Here is a 14,458-nt window from a genome sequence, read left to right as displayed (position 1 = left end):
GGGATATGCCCCGGCAAGCCGGGGCATAGAGCGCGAATTGCGCAAGCGCAATTCGGATTCCCGCGTAAACGCGGGAATGGAATTCCGTAAACGGAATTCCGACGGGATATCAATTCACGCAAGCGCGAATTGAGGGCACCCGCGCAAGCGCGGTTGCCGGGGCTGGCAGCAAGGGGAGGTGCATCACGCTCGCGCCTGTGTAGGGCTTGGGATTCCCAGTCACCACCCCCGCAACGGATGTGACGGATCGTCGGACTGACGGGGTGCCGGCCCCACTGCAGTGACGGGCTCCGCTGCGCTCCACCCGAACCCCTCCCCTGTGCTCGAAACTGTCCCGACGCGTTCACCAATGCCCTGCCAGCATACAGGACAACCGGCCGATCGTGGGCGAGAATGAGTCATGTATCACCCTGGGGAGCGAAGTTGGCGCGCGAGTGATGCATCACGGGCTGTCGCTGTGTAGAGTTTGGGACCTGACACCACACCCCAGCGCCACGCACCTCGCGCCGGGATTCCCTTTCTGATTACGCGCCACATTCGCGAAAAGGAGAACACGGGGCATGGCCGTGAAACTGCGTGACCATCAGATCGAAGCCGTTGCCGCCATTGTGCGCGGCTTCGATATCCCGCCGGGCGGTATTCCCTGGAACGGCCTGCGGGGTCAGGTGCACGCCGCGTGTGGCACGGGAAAGACGATTATTGCGGCGGCTTCGGCTAAGCGGCTTGTGCCCAAGGGGCGCATTCTCGTGGTGGTGCCGACCCTGGATCTTCTGGCGCAGACCGTGAAGGCGTGGAGCGAGGCCGGGCACAAGGGGCCGGCGGTCATGGTGTGCTCGCCGCTGGACGATCCGGAGCTGTGGCACCTGGGTGTCCGGTCCACCACCAACCCCGTGCAGCTGGCGCTGTGGCACGGGCAGGGGCCGGTGACCATCTACGCCACCTACGCGTCGCTGGGGGTGCTCACGGAGGCGTTCGAGGGCGTCTACGGCCAGCAGCTCGCCCCGGTAGACCTCGCGGTGGTTGATGAGGCGCACCGGACAAGTGGCTCGATGGGTAAGGCGTGGGCGGACATCCATGACCAGACGAAGATCCCGGCGTTCCGGCGGCTGTACCTGACGGCCACGCCGCGGATCTGGGAAGAGCGGCTGAACCGGGAGGTTGCCGAGGGGGTGCGTGACCCGCTGCCGCGTGAGATGGCGGCCTCCATGGATGACGAGAAGGTCTTCGGGCCCGTCCTGTACAAGCTCAGCTTGGCGTCTGCCGTGTCGCGCGGGTTGCTGGCGCGGTATCAGATCATCGTCCTGGAGCTCCAGGACCCGGTCGTCACGCCCGAGCGGCTGATGGGCGAGGAGCGGCACACCGAGGAGGTCCGCGGGCAGCGGCTCGGGGCGCTCCAGGCCGCGCTCCTGCACACGATGGCGCAGCACGACCTGTCGACGTGCATCACCTTCCACCACCGGACGATAGAGGCACAGGCTTACGCGGAGGGCCTGGAGCGCGTGGCGGCGAAGCTGCACGCTGACCAGCCCGAGAAGTACCCGGCGCAGATCTGGGCGGACTGGCTGTGCGGCGAGCACGTCCCCGAGCGCCGGCGGGGAGTCCTGGGCGGCTTCGGGTCCACGGCGCTGCGTGCCGTCCTCTCGAATTGTCGCGTTTTGGGCGAGGGCGTCGACATCCGAGCGGTGGACAGCGTTGCCCTCCTTGATCCCAAGGGGGCGCCGCATGACATCGTCCAGGCCATCGGCCGGGCGCTCCGTCAGAAGCCCGGACAGGGCAAGGTCGCCTCTCTGATCGTGCCGGTATTTCTCCAGCCTGGAGAAAAGCCGGAGGATATGTTCACCTCGGGATCGTATCGGCCATTGGTGAAGGTATTGGAAGGTCTGCGCGCTCACGACGAAGAAGCAATCGAATTGCTCGCGATTCCGCAGGAGCCACAGAAGGACGTCGCGCAGCCGTCCGTAAACATCGGTCCGAAGCCCGAAGACAGCGAAGAGGAATCGCGTCTGCTGCTGCGGTTTGCTGCTCCGCGTGATCCGGTGATGGTCGCGGACTGGGTCAGCTTCAACGTGATCGACACGGAGAAGCAGGACTGGGCGCGCGGCTGGGCGGCGCTCAAAAAGTTCACCGAGCGCGAGCAGCATGCCAGAGTCCCATATGGGTACAAAGAGGGCGCATACCCCCTTGGGCAGTGGCTGGCAGAACAACGACGGGCCTTCGGGTCGGGGCAGATGAGCGGCCTGCGTGCGCAGCGGCTGGAGAAGCTGGGCATGGTCTGGTCTCCGGCCGATGAGCGGTTCCAGGAGAACCTGGAGGCCGCCAAGGCGTACTACGACCAGCACTGGACCCTCTGTGCTCCGAGGTCCGCCGTGGCCCTGGACCGGCCGGTAGGACAGTGGTTGAGCAATTTGCGCCGCCCGGGTGCGCTGGAGGGTCACCCCGAGTGGGAGACGGCGCTGGAGGCCGTGGACGAGGACTGGAACCCCGATTGGTCGGCGGAGTGGCAGAGGCATTACGCCGCGCTGCGTGAGCTGGTGGCCGACGAAGAGGGCCAGGCCGACGTCCTGCCCGGGTTCACGGTCCACGGCATGGACATCGGGAAGTGGTTGGCCCGGCAGCGCAAGCCCGAGGTCTGGCAGGCCCTTCACGACGGGCAGCGTGAGCGCCTGGAGCGGCTCGGCATCACGCCGCCAGCTCCGGCCCCGGAGCCGGAGTTGCCCGCGAAGGCGCCCACGGCGCCCGTGAGCGCCTTCGAGAAGGGCGTTGCGGCCCTGGCGCAGTACAAGGCCCGGGAGGGCTCTGTGACCGTCCCCAGGGCCCACGTAGAGGCGTTGCCGGACGGTTCGGAGGTCAAGCTCGGGGTGTTCCTCAGCAACAGCAAGAGCCGCCGGGCCAAGCTGACCGCCGACAAGCTCGCCGCGTTGGCCGGCCTCGGGCTGGAGTGGGCGGCAGCGGCAGAGGAAGGGGCGGCGTGATGGGGTCGCGTGACGAAGAGCAGCGTGTGCAGGAAGCCGTGCGAGGGCACGTCCGCGCGAGTGCCTTCGCGGAGGCGGAGAAGGTCATCTCGTTCGTGCTGTCCGATCCGCAGGTGCAGCAGGCGAGGGCACAGGTCGAGGCGGCGGAGACGGAGCTCGGCATGGAGCTGTGCGCCCGTCTCCAGCCGTTCCAGGACCGCTACGAGCAGGCCGTGCGCGAGGGCGACGTGGCCCGGCTCGCCGGGATCTGTGCGGGCAAGCATGGCCGCTGGGGACGGATCTGTGTCCTGGACGACGGCCACGAGACGTCTATGGAGGAACCGCACTGGGGCCGCAACAGCGAGGGGCAGCCGATCGCTTGGGTGGGCAGCGCGCCCGACGACTGGTGAGTGCCGCCGCCCTCGGACTGAAGTCGGCGGCGGCATACGGCTGGTGAGCAGGACCCCGGGCACGCTGTGCGCCCGGGGTCTTTCGCTGCCCGGCGTCAGGGGCGCCGTACCCCAGGTATTACACGCACCTCAGTGCGATGCCGGGGCCTTTTGAGCAGCAGCATCGCACTGGTGTGCGTGTAGAACCTGGGGAGTTGGGCCACTCCCCCTGTCGGCTGCGTGACGGCCACGCGGGCTCTCAGGGGGCGTCTGGCGGGTCGGGTCAGGCGGGCAGTGCGTCGATGGCGGCCTGCCACGGGTAGGCGTCGAGGTCGCCGTGCTTGGGCTTGTGGGGCACGAATCCGCCTTCCCCGAGCAGCACGGTGACGCCCGCTTCGCGCAGGAAGGCGACGTGGCCGGCCACGGCGGGGTGCGCGGCCTGGGCGTCGTTGAAGTGGGGCAGGGCGGTGATCGGCAGACCGAGGCCGATGCCCTCGGTGATCAGACCGAGGGCGAGGGTGTCGCTGATCGCGGTGGCCCATTTCGCGAGCGTGTTGTTGGTGAGCGGGGCCACGAGGATCGCGTCCGGGGCGGGCAGGACGTCCGGCTGTGAGGGCAGCTTGTACTGCCAGCGGACCGGGTGTCCGGTCAGCTCCGTCAGGGCCTCGATCTCGCCTTCGGCGTCCTCGCTGAGCCATCGGTACGCGAACGGCGTGAGGATCACGCACACGTCCCAGCCCGCCGCCTGGGCGGCACGGACGGGTACGTGAAGGCGGCGGGCTGGCGGGGCGGCGCAGGCGATGAGGTACAGGGTGCGTGTGGTCACCGGGGCAGTCCACAACGATCAGCAAGTGCGCGCAAGCGGCTCTCGGCAGAGCCTGTGCCCAACAGGCGTAAGTCCTCTACGAGTTGCTTGGTCCTGGGACGGCACAGGACTTCCTCGGGGGCCTCTTCCTCCGCTTTGAGGAGCGTGGTGACCGCTTCGGTGCGCAGGCCCGCCTGCTTCTCGCCGATGGCGCGGTCGGTGAGCAGGTGGGCGCGGCGCTCGCGGGGGAGGTCGGCGAGAGCGGCGCCGGGGATGCCCGCCGCGACGGCCACGGCGTCCGCGCCTTCGCTCAGCTGGACGTGGGCGGCGACCCGGTAGAGCTTGCAGTTGGTCGGCCCGAAGCTGGTCCACAGCTCGTTCCCGTCGAAGCCGAGCCGGTCGGCATGTTCGTCGGCCTGGTCCAGGAAGCCGGGGACGGCACGGGCGAGTGCGGTGGGGCTGTGGTCGTCGGCTTCGGCGGCGGCGGCCTGCGCCATCGCGGCCTTGAGGAACAGCATGCCCAGCACGGAGAGTCCTTCGGGGCCGCGCTGGAGAAGGCCGGGCTCGAGGCGGCGGGCGGCGGCCGTGACGAACGCGACGGCGGCCGCGGCCTGGCCGTGGTTGGTCATCGCGTCCGCGAGGTGGCGGGCCGCGGACGCCATGATGACGACGTCTTCGGAGCGTTCGGCTGCGGCGACCGCGCGGTGGCCGGCCACGACGGCGAGTTCGGTGTCGCCCCATTTGATGGCGGCGGCCTCGGTCAGCTCCAGCGTCAGCGACAGTTGCCGGTACGCCTCCAGCTGGTCGTCGCCCTGGTGGTGTTCGGCGGCACGGGTCGCGTCCACGAGCAGTTTGGGGATCTGCACCCCGAGCTGGGCGAAGTGCCCGGCCTGGAATCCGGTGCGGGCCAGCCACAGATCGCGCTGCAGGGCGGCGACGGGGACCGGTTCGGCGCCGGAGTCATCGCACCGGCCTGTGATGACGTCGTGGCGCTGCAGAGCGCGGCGTACGGCGTCGATCTCCGAGTCGGCGGGGCACAGCACCGCCGGGTCGTGCAGCAGCCGCTCCAGCGTGATGCCCAGTCGCGTCGCGATCTCGGTGGCCACCGACAGGTTCGGGTCCGCCTGGCGCCGCCCGGCTTCCAGTTCCTCCACCCAGCGCACGGAGCGCTGCATCAGCGCGGCGAACTCCTGCTGAGTGTGGCGCCGTCGGTCTCGCCAGTAGGCGACACGGCGGCCGAACTGGATACGGTCCATGAGGATCTCCGGAGTGCGGAGTTGAGAACCCACACACATCGTGTGGGCTGTCTCCGGTATACCGCCCCTACCGTCCCGTTATGGCCAACTCCCCAAAGCGGTCCACCCCAACGTGGCACGATCTCGCGCAGCCCAGCACCGGCAAGCAGGCGCGATGGGCGGGCGGGCTGAACCGCACCCGGTGGATCCCCTGCGGCAAGGAGTGGGACGCGGTGGCCATCACCCCCATGGACCGGGGCCTGGACGTGCTCGCCGCACTACGGATCGGCCCGCGACGCGGGGCCCTGGTCCTGGCCGACCACCTGCGCGGCACGCTGTACGTGATGGTGGAGCCCGGCTCCGGCGACGTCCTGGCCGGCCTGCCCGGTGTGCGCGTGCTGTCCAGCGGCAGCGAGCTGCTCATGCCCGCCACCCACGACGACAGCACGGCGGTCGCGGACCTCATCAGCTACCCGCGCGGCGGCGAGCCGCCCGCCCTGATCCCCGCCGACCGGCTCGCGCAGACGCTGCGCGGTCTTCCTGCCGACACACCCGAAAAGGCGCCCGTGTCATGAACGGCTACACCGTGCTGTACGACCCCGAAGGACGCATCGACGCCCAACTGCCGCTCGATCGCACCACGCACGAGCGGGTCGCCCGCGCCGTGCTGGCGTGGTCCGATCCCGACGCGCTGCGGCCCGACGACTACGAACAGGTCGGGCTGCTGCTCGCCGGGGCCGCCCGCGCGGTCGTCGACGACGTCCGGGCGCTCGCGGTCAGGCTGCCCGAGGACGACGGCCGGCGCCTGTTCGCCGAATTCGTGGCGTTCCAGGCCGACGACTGCCTGGCGCGGCCCTCACCCAACCTGCTCCGGGTCAGGGACCGGGCCCGTACGCTGCGGGCACTGTACGAGCGGCTGGACCGGCTCCAAGGCGCCGCTCCTGCTACGGAGGCGACCACCACAGCCTCCCCTTGATCGTCGCCCGGCGCCGCCACCCCCGTCGTCGCCGGGCGACCACCACGAAGCCCCCGGCGACCGTTGTGCACCAGCGGCCGCCGGGGGCTTCTCCTTCTGACTACTCCCGGTCGGTGAGGCCGCACCGCCCGGCGGCCGTGACGGTGTCTGGTCTGTACGGGTGACCAGGGGCCGCGACTGCGGTGTCCGGGGATGCGGCGCCTCTACCGTGCGGCCATGGAAGACACCCAGATGCCCGAGCCGCTGCGGCGGGCGATTCACCAGCTGGTTGCCGAGGCGGTGCAGAACTGCCAGGAGGTGCTGACCTACACCGAGCCCTTCACCGCGCACGACTGGAAGCGGATGACGCTGTACCGGGCTACGGATGCGGCAGACACGATGAACATGGCGGCCATGCTGATCGCCGCGTACTGCCAGCGCATGGGCATGAAGCGGGAGAGGTTGGAGTCGTACCTCCAGCTCTGCCAGGAGCGCGGTCGGGCGGCAGGGCCGGGCGATGGCGAGTGGGCGAAGCTGGCGGGCCTGTTGGGCGAGGACCCTCCGGTCAGTGCGAGCGAGCCTCAGACGTGGCCCAGCATGCAGTTCAACAGCGGGCAGAGGGTGGCTGAGGGAGCACAGAAGCCGGAGGACGATCCGCAGAAGCTGTTCACCGAGGCGTGCCTGCACGGGCTGCGCGCCCGACTGAGCGAGGATGTCGATTCGCTGGATGCCTACCTGCCGCCGCACATTGCGAAGATGGCCCGGAAGGTCGCCAGCGCTCTCGACATGCCAGAGCTGGCCACGACGTAACGCGGGAGTCGCACTGTCGTTGGACAGCATGACTCCATAAATCCGGGCCCCGGGGATGTTGATCCCCCGGGGCCCGTGGTGTGTCCGGCTCGGGTCAGATCTTCCCGGCCGCCGTGGCGGTGAGCCAGTCGGCGGCTTCGGCGTCGGTCATGAGCAGCACCTGTGCCGGGGAGGCGGTGCCGTCCTGAACGACGTGGGCGCGGCCCGGGTGCGCGCTGCTCTTCGGGGCGGGGCCGGCTATCGGGGCGAGCTGCTGCCAGGTGCCCGCGCTGACCCGGGCGAGGATCACGGTGGCGAACTGTTCGCGGGTGGTGGGGGCAAGGCCACCGGTGACCCGCCCGTTGTAGAGGACGTGGATGCGGGCCTCACGTCCCGCGTGCAGTACGTCCTCGAGCGCGGTGATGGCCGGGGACTTCTTCGGGTCGTCCTCCTGCCGGAAGGTCTCCCAGTAGCGGGTGAGGTGTCGCAGGGTGGCGTCGGCCCGGTCAAGGACGGCCACCATGCGCGGCGTGTCGTCGAGGTCGCCGTCGAGGTCGACGCGGCGCTTCAGTTCGGCGGCGAGGCCGACCAGGGCGTCATGGATGCCGGCGACGCTGCCGCGGTGCGTCACCGTCGGCAGCTCCTTCGCCCACAGGTGGGAGAGCAGTGCGCCGTCGAGGACCAGGGCGTGCGCGCCCTGGTGCAGGAACTGGGCGGTGAGGGTGCGCAGAATGGTCGTGCTGCCGCCACCGGTGCCGGTGCAGACCAGGATGTGCGGCGCGTGGTCGATGTCGACGGCGATCGCCGTGCCGTCGGTGCCGATGCCGATCAGTGCCGCTGAGGCGGGCAGCGCCTGAAGCTGCTCCCGCAGGCCCGGGTCGGTGAAGCGCAGCACCTTCGGGAGTTCGGCCGTGGTCGTCATGGTGCAGGGTTCCTTTTCTGTGCTGTGCCTGGTGAACCGGCTGTTCTCCAGGATGGGGGGATCGTGTCGGCCGGACCGGACAGGGCCCGGCCCGGCCGATTCGGGGTCAGCCCTCTTCGCGCTCCGGGGCGGCGGCCCACGCGGCGGCTTCCGGCTCGGTCATGAGCAGGACCTGCGTGGGGTGGGCTGTGGAACCCTGCACGGTGTGGAAGCGGCCCCGGTGCGCGCTGGCCTTCGGGACGGCGGCGACCTGCGGGGCCGCCTGGCTCCAGGTGCGGGTGGTGACGCGTCCCAGGAGCACGGTGGAGAACTGCTCGCGTCCCAGCGCGGCGCTGTAGCTCTGGGCGCCGGCGAGGATGTGGATGCGGGCTTCGCGCCCGGCGAAGAGGAGTTCCTCGTACGCGTCGACGGCCGGGGACGTCTTCGCCTCGCCTGCCTGGCGGACGTTGTCCCAGTGGCGGGCCAGCTGCCGCAGGGTGTGGCCCGCGGCCTCGAACACCACCGCCAGCCGGGGCAGGTCGTCGGCGTCACCGTGCTCATCGGCATGGCTGATGCGGCGCTTCAGTTCGTCCCGGAGGCCGACCAGGGCGTCATGGATGTCGGCGATGTCGCGGCGGTACGTCACCGTCGGCAGGGCACGCGCCCACGCCTGGGAGATGCGCTTGGTGTCGAGGACCAGGACATGCCCGCCGTGGTGCAGGAGCTGGGCGGCCAGGCTGCGCAGGGCGGTGGAGGTGCCGCCGCCCGCGGCGGAGCAGACCAGAACGTGCGGCGATTCGTTGTCCAGGTCGACGCAGACCTGCTGTCCGTCGGCGCCCAGGCCGATGAGGGCCTTGGAGGCGGGCAGCGCTTCCATCTGCTCGCGGACGACCGGGGCGGCGAAGCTCAGCTGCTGCGGGAGGCTGCTCTTCTTGGGCTTCCACATGGCGGGGGTGTTCCTTTTCTGTGCTGTGCCTGGTGAACCGGGTGTTCTCCAGGGCGAGAGGGGTCGTGTCGGCTGGAGCGGACAGGGCCGTTCAGTCGAGGTCTGTGGTGCCGGTGGCGGCGCGGGGCCGGTTGCGTGCCCACCGCTTGAGGTCACCGACGCGGTAGAGGAGTTCGGCGCCGCGCTTGTCGACCGGCTTGGGGAAGGTGCGGTCGTTGGCGCGGGCGTAGCGCAGCGCGGCGACGGTGATGTCCGGCAGGTGGTGCTGGTGGGCCTCGCGCAGTCCCACCGCCTGGTCGTCGTCGACCGGGGCCGGGGCCGGCGACGCGGGGTTGCCCGGGTCGGCGGCCGGGGGCTTCGTGTTCCAGGCGTCGGCGAGGACGTCGACGTCGGCGGCCGGTGCCGGATCGGGGGTGGTGGGCGTGAGGGCCGGGTCGCTGCTCCAGGCGTCGGCCAGGGATTCGGCGGGTGGGGCGGCGGGCTTGTGCAGCACCGCCGGGCCCGGCTGTGCGGGGAGGTCCGCGTGCTTCGGTTCGGTGGCGGCCGCGCCGGTGCTGGCCCACTCGCGGGCTTCGGGCTCGGTGAAGAACAACACCTGCGTCTCGCTGGCACTGCCGCCGATGACGACCTGGGCACGCCCGGGGTGTTTCGTGGACTTCGGCGCGGGGTGGACCTCGGGGGCGAGCATGCGCCAGGCGTTGACGCTGTAGCGGGCCAGGATGCGGGTGGAGAACTGCTCGCGGACCTCCGGGCCACCGAGGGCGCGAGCGGTCGCGGACTGGGCGACCAGGAGGACGTGCATGCGCAGCTGACGGCCCATGTAGAGGATCTCGTTGAGCGCGTCGATGGCCGGGGAGACCTTCGGGTCGCCAGGCTCGCGGGTCTTCTCCCAGTAGCGGGCCAACTGCTTCATCGTCGCGTTGATCTCTTCGAGAAGGATCAACAGTCGGGGGCCGATGGCCTTGGGGTCGGCGCCGATGCCCAGTTCGTCGGCGACCCGGGTGCGGCGCCGGCCTTCCATGCCGAGCGCGATGAGCTGCTCGTGGATGTCGGCGATGTCGGCGCAGTAGGTGACGTTCGGAATGCCGCGCGCCCACGGGTGCGAGATGCGCTTGGTGTCGAGGACGAACACGTGCGAGCCGTGGTGGAGCATCTGGCAGGCGATGCAGCGCAGAGTCACCGACTTGCCGCCGCCGGTGGAGGCGTTGACCAGGATGTGCGGGGATTCGGCGTCCAGGTCGACGGAGACGATCCGCCCGCCGGCGCCGAACCCGATGATCGGTGCGGACTCCTTGGCCTTGGCCACCAGCTCCCGCGTCTTGGGGTCCTTGAAGAGTGCTTTGGCCGGGGGCTTGCGGGTCTTCTTCACCCGCACGTACGGCTTGCTGCCCTCGGGGTGCCAGGAGAACGTCACGCCCTCCAGGGCGAGCTTCTGGGTGATGAGGTCGGCGACGACGTCGCGGGAGAAGCCCAGCTGCCGGGGCAGGTCGATGCGTATCTCCGCGTCGTCGTCGGAGAAGTTCTTCGGGATGTGGAGGTAGCGGCGCGGGTCGGTCTGCTCCGCCACCCCGAGCGGCCGGTGGAGTGCGTCGTGCAGCGGGCCGACCCACTCGCGCATCAACTCGCGGCGCTCACGGGTGAGGACCATGTAGGCCGCGGTGCCCACCGTCAGCACGGAGGCCGCGCCGATCCCGCCGGGCTCCAGTGCGGCGAGCGCCTGGTCCCGGTTGTCCCACAGCTCCTGGACGCCTCGCACGGTGGCGTCCAGGTCACGGGTGGACAGGTAGCCGGTCTCCGCGACGCCTGCGCCGAGGGCGAGGCGGAAGGACAGGCGCCGCCACCCGGGCTTGTAGGAGCGGCGCCGGACCTTGCCCTCCACCTTCGGCAGGGCCCAGGTGCCCGCGTGCCAGAACGTGGCGTCGGTCCGCTTCACGCCATCCAGGTCCCGGCCGGTCAACACCCGGCCGATGCCGAACATGAGGGATTCGGCGTCCTTCTCCACCTGCTTGTCGAACTTGCTCTGTGCCATGGCCGTGCCCTTTCGATCTGCGTCCCGGCACCTCACACCCGGAAGCGGACACGAACCGTAAAGCCGTTGGCCTGTGGACAGAGTTCGCTGAAAAGCACGTCCTGAGCTGCGGGTTGTGGACAACTTCTCGGACCAAAAATCCGCAGGGGCCCCGACTGTGGAGCGCGGTCGGTACAACGGTGAGAGGGATCAACCGGGGAGGGACTGCATGACCGAACACGAAGACGCGGTGGAACGCGCAAAGCGGTACGAAGGGGTCGCTGCGCGCTATGCCAAGAAGGCGATGGAGGGCGATGCGGGCGCAGCACAGCTGGCGCAGACGTTCGCCTCGATGGCGGTCGCGGCCCGGATGGAACTCATGAACTGGCGCATGCGCGTGCTCGGTGACCAGCTGGGAGACGTGAAGAAGTCGATGGACCTTCTGCGCCGCAAGCTGCCCGAGCGGTGACATCCATCAGCTGGCAGCGGCGGTGCTTACCGTGGGGTCGTGACCACCGTGCTCGGAGAGCGGCGGCGCAGTTCCTCGGACCAGGCCCGGAGCGGGGTCGCGAGGATGAGGTTGTCCCCGCGGCTGACGGTCTGGAGCAGTTGAGCGCACACGGTCGCTTCGGCGGCGAGGCCGGCCGGGCTGCCCAACACGGGGAAGGCGGCACGGACGCGGTCGGCGGTGTCCGGCTTCAGCAGCGAGTAGGCGTAGAGCGTGGCGGGGTCGAACCCCTCCGGAGCGCGGCCCCATCCTTCCCAGTCCAGCAGGCGCAACGGTTCGGTGAGGTTCGCCCAGTGGACATCCGCGTGGGCTGTTGTCCAGCGGGAGACGGCCGGGGCCGGGATGCCGACGAACTCGGGGATGGCCCGATCCATGTACTGCTGGCGTACGGCGACGCGGCCGGTGTCGACGGACGCCACTTTCTCCAGCGTCCCGGCGAGGTCGTTCCACCAGGCGTCCGGCAGTTGGGCCTCGTGCTGGAGGACCGGGTCGTCGGACAGGACCGGGTCGTCGACGCGGACCGACAGCTCCGCCCGGTAGGCGATGCCGTCGTCGACGGCGTCGTGGACTGCCAGGAGGGCGGGCCGGTGGCCGTCGAGGTCGCCGAAGGCGTGCTGGGCATCGAGGGCGCCGTCCCACAACTTCCCCGCGGCCTTGTCCTCCGGTGCGGACACCAGGCGCAGCCAGGCGGGCGCACCCGTAGCGGTGCGGGCCGGGGCACCCAGGGTGCGCCCGGCCCAACCCCAGAACACCGCGCCCGGCTCCACCTGGACGTCCAGAGCCTTCGCGGTGTGCGCGTGGTGGGCGCGCATGCGCTGTTCGGTGTCTGGGTCAGGGGGAGGCGAGTACACCGGTGATCTCCCGCAACTTGGCGGCGGTCAGGGAGGGTTGGGCGACGGCGTCGGCCGCTTCCTTCCAGTGTGGCGCACCGGAGGCGGCGAGAAGGACGTTTGTCACTCCTGGGCATGACGCGACGGCGAGGACGCACGCCTGTGCGGGGGTCAGGCCCGGCCGGATGAGGTCGGTGAGCTCCTGGTCGACCATGGCGGGGAGCTCCCCGCCGTGCAGCGGGGCCGACGCCATCACCCGCAGTCCCGCGCCGGCGGCGGCCGGGAGCGGTCCCCGGCCATGGAGGGCCTGGACGATCGGCGTCATCATCACCAGGCTGACCGGGAGTTGGACGGCGGCCAGGTGGTGCTGTCCGCCGGCGGCTTCGGCGGCCAGGGCGAGCAGCTCCCCCACCGTGAACGCCTCTTCCTCCAGGCCCGCCCAGGTGGCGACGCCGTACCCGGCCACGTGCCCGGCCGCCGCGGCTTCCTCCAGGACGGCGAAGGCGTCCCGGATCGCGCGGTGCAGGGTGGGGCGGTCGCCGGGGTGGGTGCGCTCGGGGTTGTGGAGCAGGACCAGGTCGAGGCGGTCGCGCCCGAGCTGCTCGCGGTTGCGTCTGGTCTGCCAGCGCACGTAGTCGGGGGCGAGGCTGTGCCCGGCGGTGGCCTGGTCCTGGTTGAGGACGCCGTCGTTCACGGCGTCGGTGCCGGTGGCTGCGGTGAAGTACCCCGTCTTGGTGGAGACGTTCAGTAACGGGTGGGCGGCCAGGGCCGGGGCCAGCAGGGTCTGCGCCTGGCCGGTGGCGTAGTTGGGGGCGGTGTCGATCCAGTGCGCGCCGGAGGCGGCCGCACGGACGGCCGCCTCCGGGATCGCCTGGCACCGGTAGGTACCGAGGGCGAGTTGTGCGGTCACAGCAGGCTCCCCATCGTCGCGGCCTGCCCGGCAACGAGCTCCTGGACCAGGGCGGCGACGTCCTCCAGGGCGAGGCCGGCCGTGTCGGCGAGCGTGGCCAGGTCCACGGTGCGGCCGTCGACCAGCGGGCGCAGCACTGCTTCCGCCTCGGGCGCGAACTCGTACGCGGTGCCGGCGGCGGACAGCGTCACCATGTCCTCGCCGACGTCCAGCACCGCGCGGGCGGTCGTCAGCCTCACCCGCAGACCGCCGTCGACGGGGACGGTGTCGATGTGCGGCAGGCTCGGCACCATCCGGCCGACGGCCTGGCCGTCCATCGCGGCCCGGTAGCGGGCGAGCAGCCCGGGGTCGTCCAGCAGTTCTGCGAGCCGCTTGCGCATCCCGTCCACGGCGTCGGCCTGGACGTCCGGCGCGGCGAGTAGCGGCAGGTCGCGGCGCCAGTCCTCGTGCGTGAGCAGCTGCTCGGACACCCACGTCATCAGGTCGGTCGCGGTGTGGGTCTGCAGTCCGCAGGTGACGTGCAGCGAGCGGGTGCCCTGGTCGGCGGAGACCGCGTGCCACACGCCGCGCGGCACGTACAGGACGTCGCCCGGCCGCAGGACCAGGTCGGCGACCGGTTCGGTGGGTGCCTCGCCCGGGTCGTCGATGTCGCGGTACAGCGGGTACGGGCGGGTGGTGCCGTAGATCCGCCAGCGCTTCGCGCCGTCCAGCTGGACGATGACGGTGTCGTGGTCGTCCCAGTGGACGCCGAAGCCCTCGGTGGCGCTCCAGGAGGCGTAGAGGTTCGCCTGCACGCGGGTGCGCAGCTCGCGCTCGATCGCTTCGCAGAGGCGGGCGATCGGCGGGTGGAGTTCGTCGACGCTGTCCAGGGCGAGCGAGGCGCCCTCCTTCAGGCGGGCGTGCAGTTCGGCCGGGTGCAGGCGGTGCCACACCGTGTGGCGGCGCGTGGCGACCGGTGTGGTGTAGCCGCCGACCAGCAGCGTTTCGCCGTCGCGGGACAGCCTCATCCGGGGCGGCTCCATGCGGTGGCCGGCCAGGATCTGGTTGAGGTCGTCCCAGGTCATCAGTCCGGCGACATCGAGGGCGCCGGGTACATGGCGGTGTTCGCGGTGCAGTGCCTGGGCGAGGAAGTCCTCGCCCCGGCACGCCGCGATGGGCATCTGCGGGATCGCCGCACGGCACCCGGGCCGTCAGTCCTTGCCGTCGCTCGTGGCGGTGCCGCCGCCCTCCG

Annotated in this window: 14 protein-coding genes; 6 read left to right on the top strand and 8 right to left on the bottom strand. The window is 70.7% G+C overall.

What is annotated here, in order from left to right:
* Positions 1 to 560 precede the first annotated feature (560 nt).
* Together ABZ281_RS13470 and ABZ281_RS13465 are read left to right on the top strand one after the other, a co-directional pair.
* Entirely contained in the window at positions 561 to 2,972 is a 2,412-nt protein-coding gene (locus tag ABZ281_RS13470) for a Helicase associated domain protein (protein ID WP_356655083.1), read from the top strand.
* Positions 2,972 to 3,361, top strand: coding sequence for a hypothetical protein (locus ABZ281_RS13465; protein ID WP_356655081.1), 390 nt, complete (start codon positions 2,972 to 2,974; stop codon positions 3,359 to 3,361). The genes ABZ281_RS13470 and ABZ281_RS13465 overlap by 1 nt, the downstream gene beginning before the upstream one ends.
* Before the next feature lie 262 nt (positions 3,362 to 3,623).
* Here the strand turns inward: ABZ281_RS13465 and ABZ281_RS13460 are convergent, their stop codons facing one another.
* Positions 3,624 to 4,166, bottom strand: a complete 543-nt coding sequence (locus tag ABZ281_RS13460) for a flavoprotein (protein WP_356655080.1) — start codon at positions 4,164 to 4,166, stop codon at positions 3,624 to 3,626.
* Positions 4,163 to 5,401 (bottom strand): helix-turn-helix transcriptional regulator, encoded by a 1,239-nt coding sequence (locus ABZ281_RS13455; protein ID WP_356655079.1) that lies wholly within the window; start codon positions 5,399 to 5,401, stop codon positions 4,163 to 4,165. Before ABZ281_RS13455 ends, ABZ281_RS13460 begins: the two co-directional genes overlap by 4 nt.
* An 80-nt stretch (positions 5,402 to 5,481) precedes the next feature.
* Between ABZ281_RS13455 and ABZ281_RS13450 the strand changes: the two genes are divergently transcribed.
* The 3 genes from ABZ281_RS13450 to ABZ281_RS13440 all read left to right on the top strand — a co-directional run bounded on the left by ABZ281_RS13450 (position 5,482) and on the right by ABZ281_RS13440 (position 7,145).
* The gene (locus ABZ281_RS13450; protein WP_356655077.1) at positions 5,482 to 5,955 is read left to right on the top strand and encodes a hypothetical protein; all 474 of its coding nucleotides are present in this window, start codon (positions 5,482 to 5,484) and stop codon (positions 5,953 to 5,955) included.
* On the top strand, positions 5,952 to 6,356 hold the full coding sequence (locus ABZ281_RS13445; RefSeq protein WP_356655075.1) for a restriction endonuclease: 405 nt from the start codon (positions 5,952 to 5,954) through the stop codon (positions 6,354 to 6,356). The genes ABZ281_RS13450 and ABZ281_RS13445 overlap by 4 nt, the downstream gene beginning before the upstream one ends.
* A gap of 216 nt (positions 6,357 to 6,572) precedes the next feature.
* On the top strand, positions 6,573 to 7,145 hold the full coding sequence (locus tag ABZ281_RS13440) for a hypothetical protein (RefSeq protein ID WP_356655073.1): 573 nt from the start codon (positions 6,573 to 6,575) through the stop codon (positions 7,143 to 7,145).
* 94 nt (positions 7,146 to 7,239) lie between these two features.
* Here ABZ281_RS13440 and ABZ281_RS13435 read toward each other — a convergent pair whose 3' ends face one another.
* The 3 genes from ABZ281_RS13435 to ABZ281_RS13425 all read right to left on the bottom strand — a co-directional run bounded on the left by ABZ281_RS13435 (position 7,240) and on the right by ABZ281_RS13425 (position 11,000).
* Complete coding sequence (locus tag ABZ281_RS13435) at positions 7,240 to 8,046, bottom strand: hypothetical protein (RefSeq protein ID WP_356655071.1); 807 nt, start codon at positions 8,044 to 8,046, stop codon at positions 7,240 to 7,242.
* A gap of 106 nt (positions 8,047 to 8,152) precedes the next feature.
* Positions 8,153 to 8,971: a hypothetical protein gene (locus tag ABZ281_RS13430; RefSeq protein WP_356655069.1), complete on the bottom strand. Its 819-nt coding sequence runs from the start codon at positions 8,969 to 8,971 to the stop codon at positions 8,153 to 8,155.
* A 91-nt stretch (positions 8,972 to 9,062) separates the two neighbouring features.
* Positions 9,063 to 11,000, bottom strand: a complete 1,938-nt coding sequence (locus ABZ281_RS13425; RefSeq protein WP_356655067.1) for a DUF87 domain-containing protein — start codon at positions 10,998 to 11,000, stop codon at positions 9,063 to 9,065.
* 208 nt (positions 11,001 to 11,208) lie between these two features.
* Here ABZ281_RS13425 and ABZ281_RS13420 point away from each other — a divergent pair, with 208 nt between their 5' ends.
* Positions 11,209 to 11,448: a hypothetical protein gene (locus ABZ281_RS13420; RefSeq protein ID WP_356655065.1), complete on the top strand. Its 240-nt coding sequence runs from the start codon at positions 11,209 to 11,211 to the stop codon at positions 11,446 to 11,448.
* A 26-nt stretch (positions 11,449 to 11,474) separates the two neighbouring features.
* On the opposite strand, the gene ABZ281_RS13415 is transcribed toward ABZ281_RS13420, so the two are convergent.
* The 3 genes from ABZ281_RS13415 to ABZ281_RS13405 are packed head-to-tail and all read right to left on the bottom strand — an operon-like array spanning position 11,475 to position 14,396.
* Positions 11,475 to 12,299: a hypothetical protein gene (locus ABZ281_RS13415; RefSeq protein WP_356655063.1), complete on the bottom strand. Its 825-nt coding sequence runs from the start codon at positions 12,297 to 12,299 to the stop codon at positions 11,475 to 11,477.
* A 19-nt stretch (positions 12,300 to 12,318) separates the two neighbouring features.
* Positions 12,319 to 13,227, bottom strand: coding sequence for an aldo/keto reductase (locus ABZ281_RS13410; RefSeq protein ID WP_356655061.1), 909 nt, complete (start codon positions 13,225 to 13,227; stop codon positions 12,319 to 12,321).
* Positions 13,224 to 14,396 carry a cupin domain-containing protein gene (locus tag ABZ281_RS13405; protein ID WP_356655085.1) on the bottom strand — a complete coding sequence of 391 codons (1,173 nt, stop codon included), beginning with the start codon at positions 14,394 to 14,396 and terminating at the stop codon, positions 13,224 to 13,226. The genes ABZ281_RS13410 and ABZ281_RS13405 overlap by 4 nt, the downstream gene beginning before the upstream one ends.
* Positions 14,397 to 14,458 lie beyond the last annotated feature (62 nt).

The sequence above is a fragment of the Streptomyces sp. NPDC006265 genome, from assembly GCF_040613555.1.
GTDB lineage: Bacteria > Actinomycetota > Actinomycetes > Streptomycetales > Streptomycetaceae > Streptomyces.
This window is presented reverse-complemented; position numbering and strand designations above follow the sequence as displayed.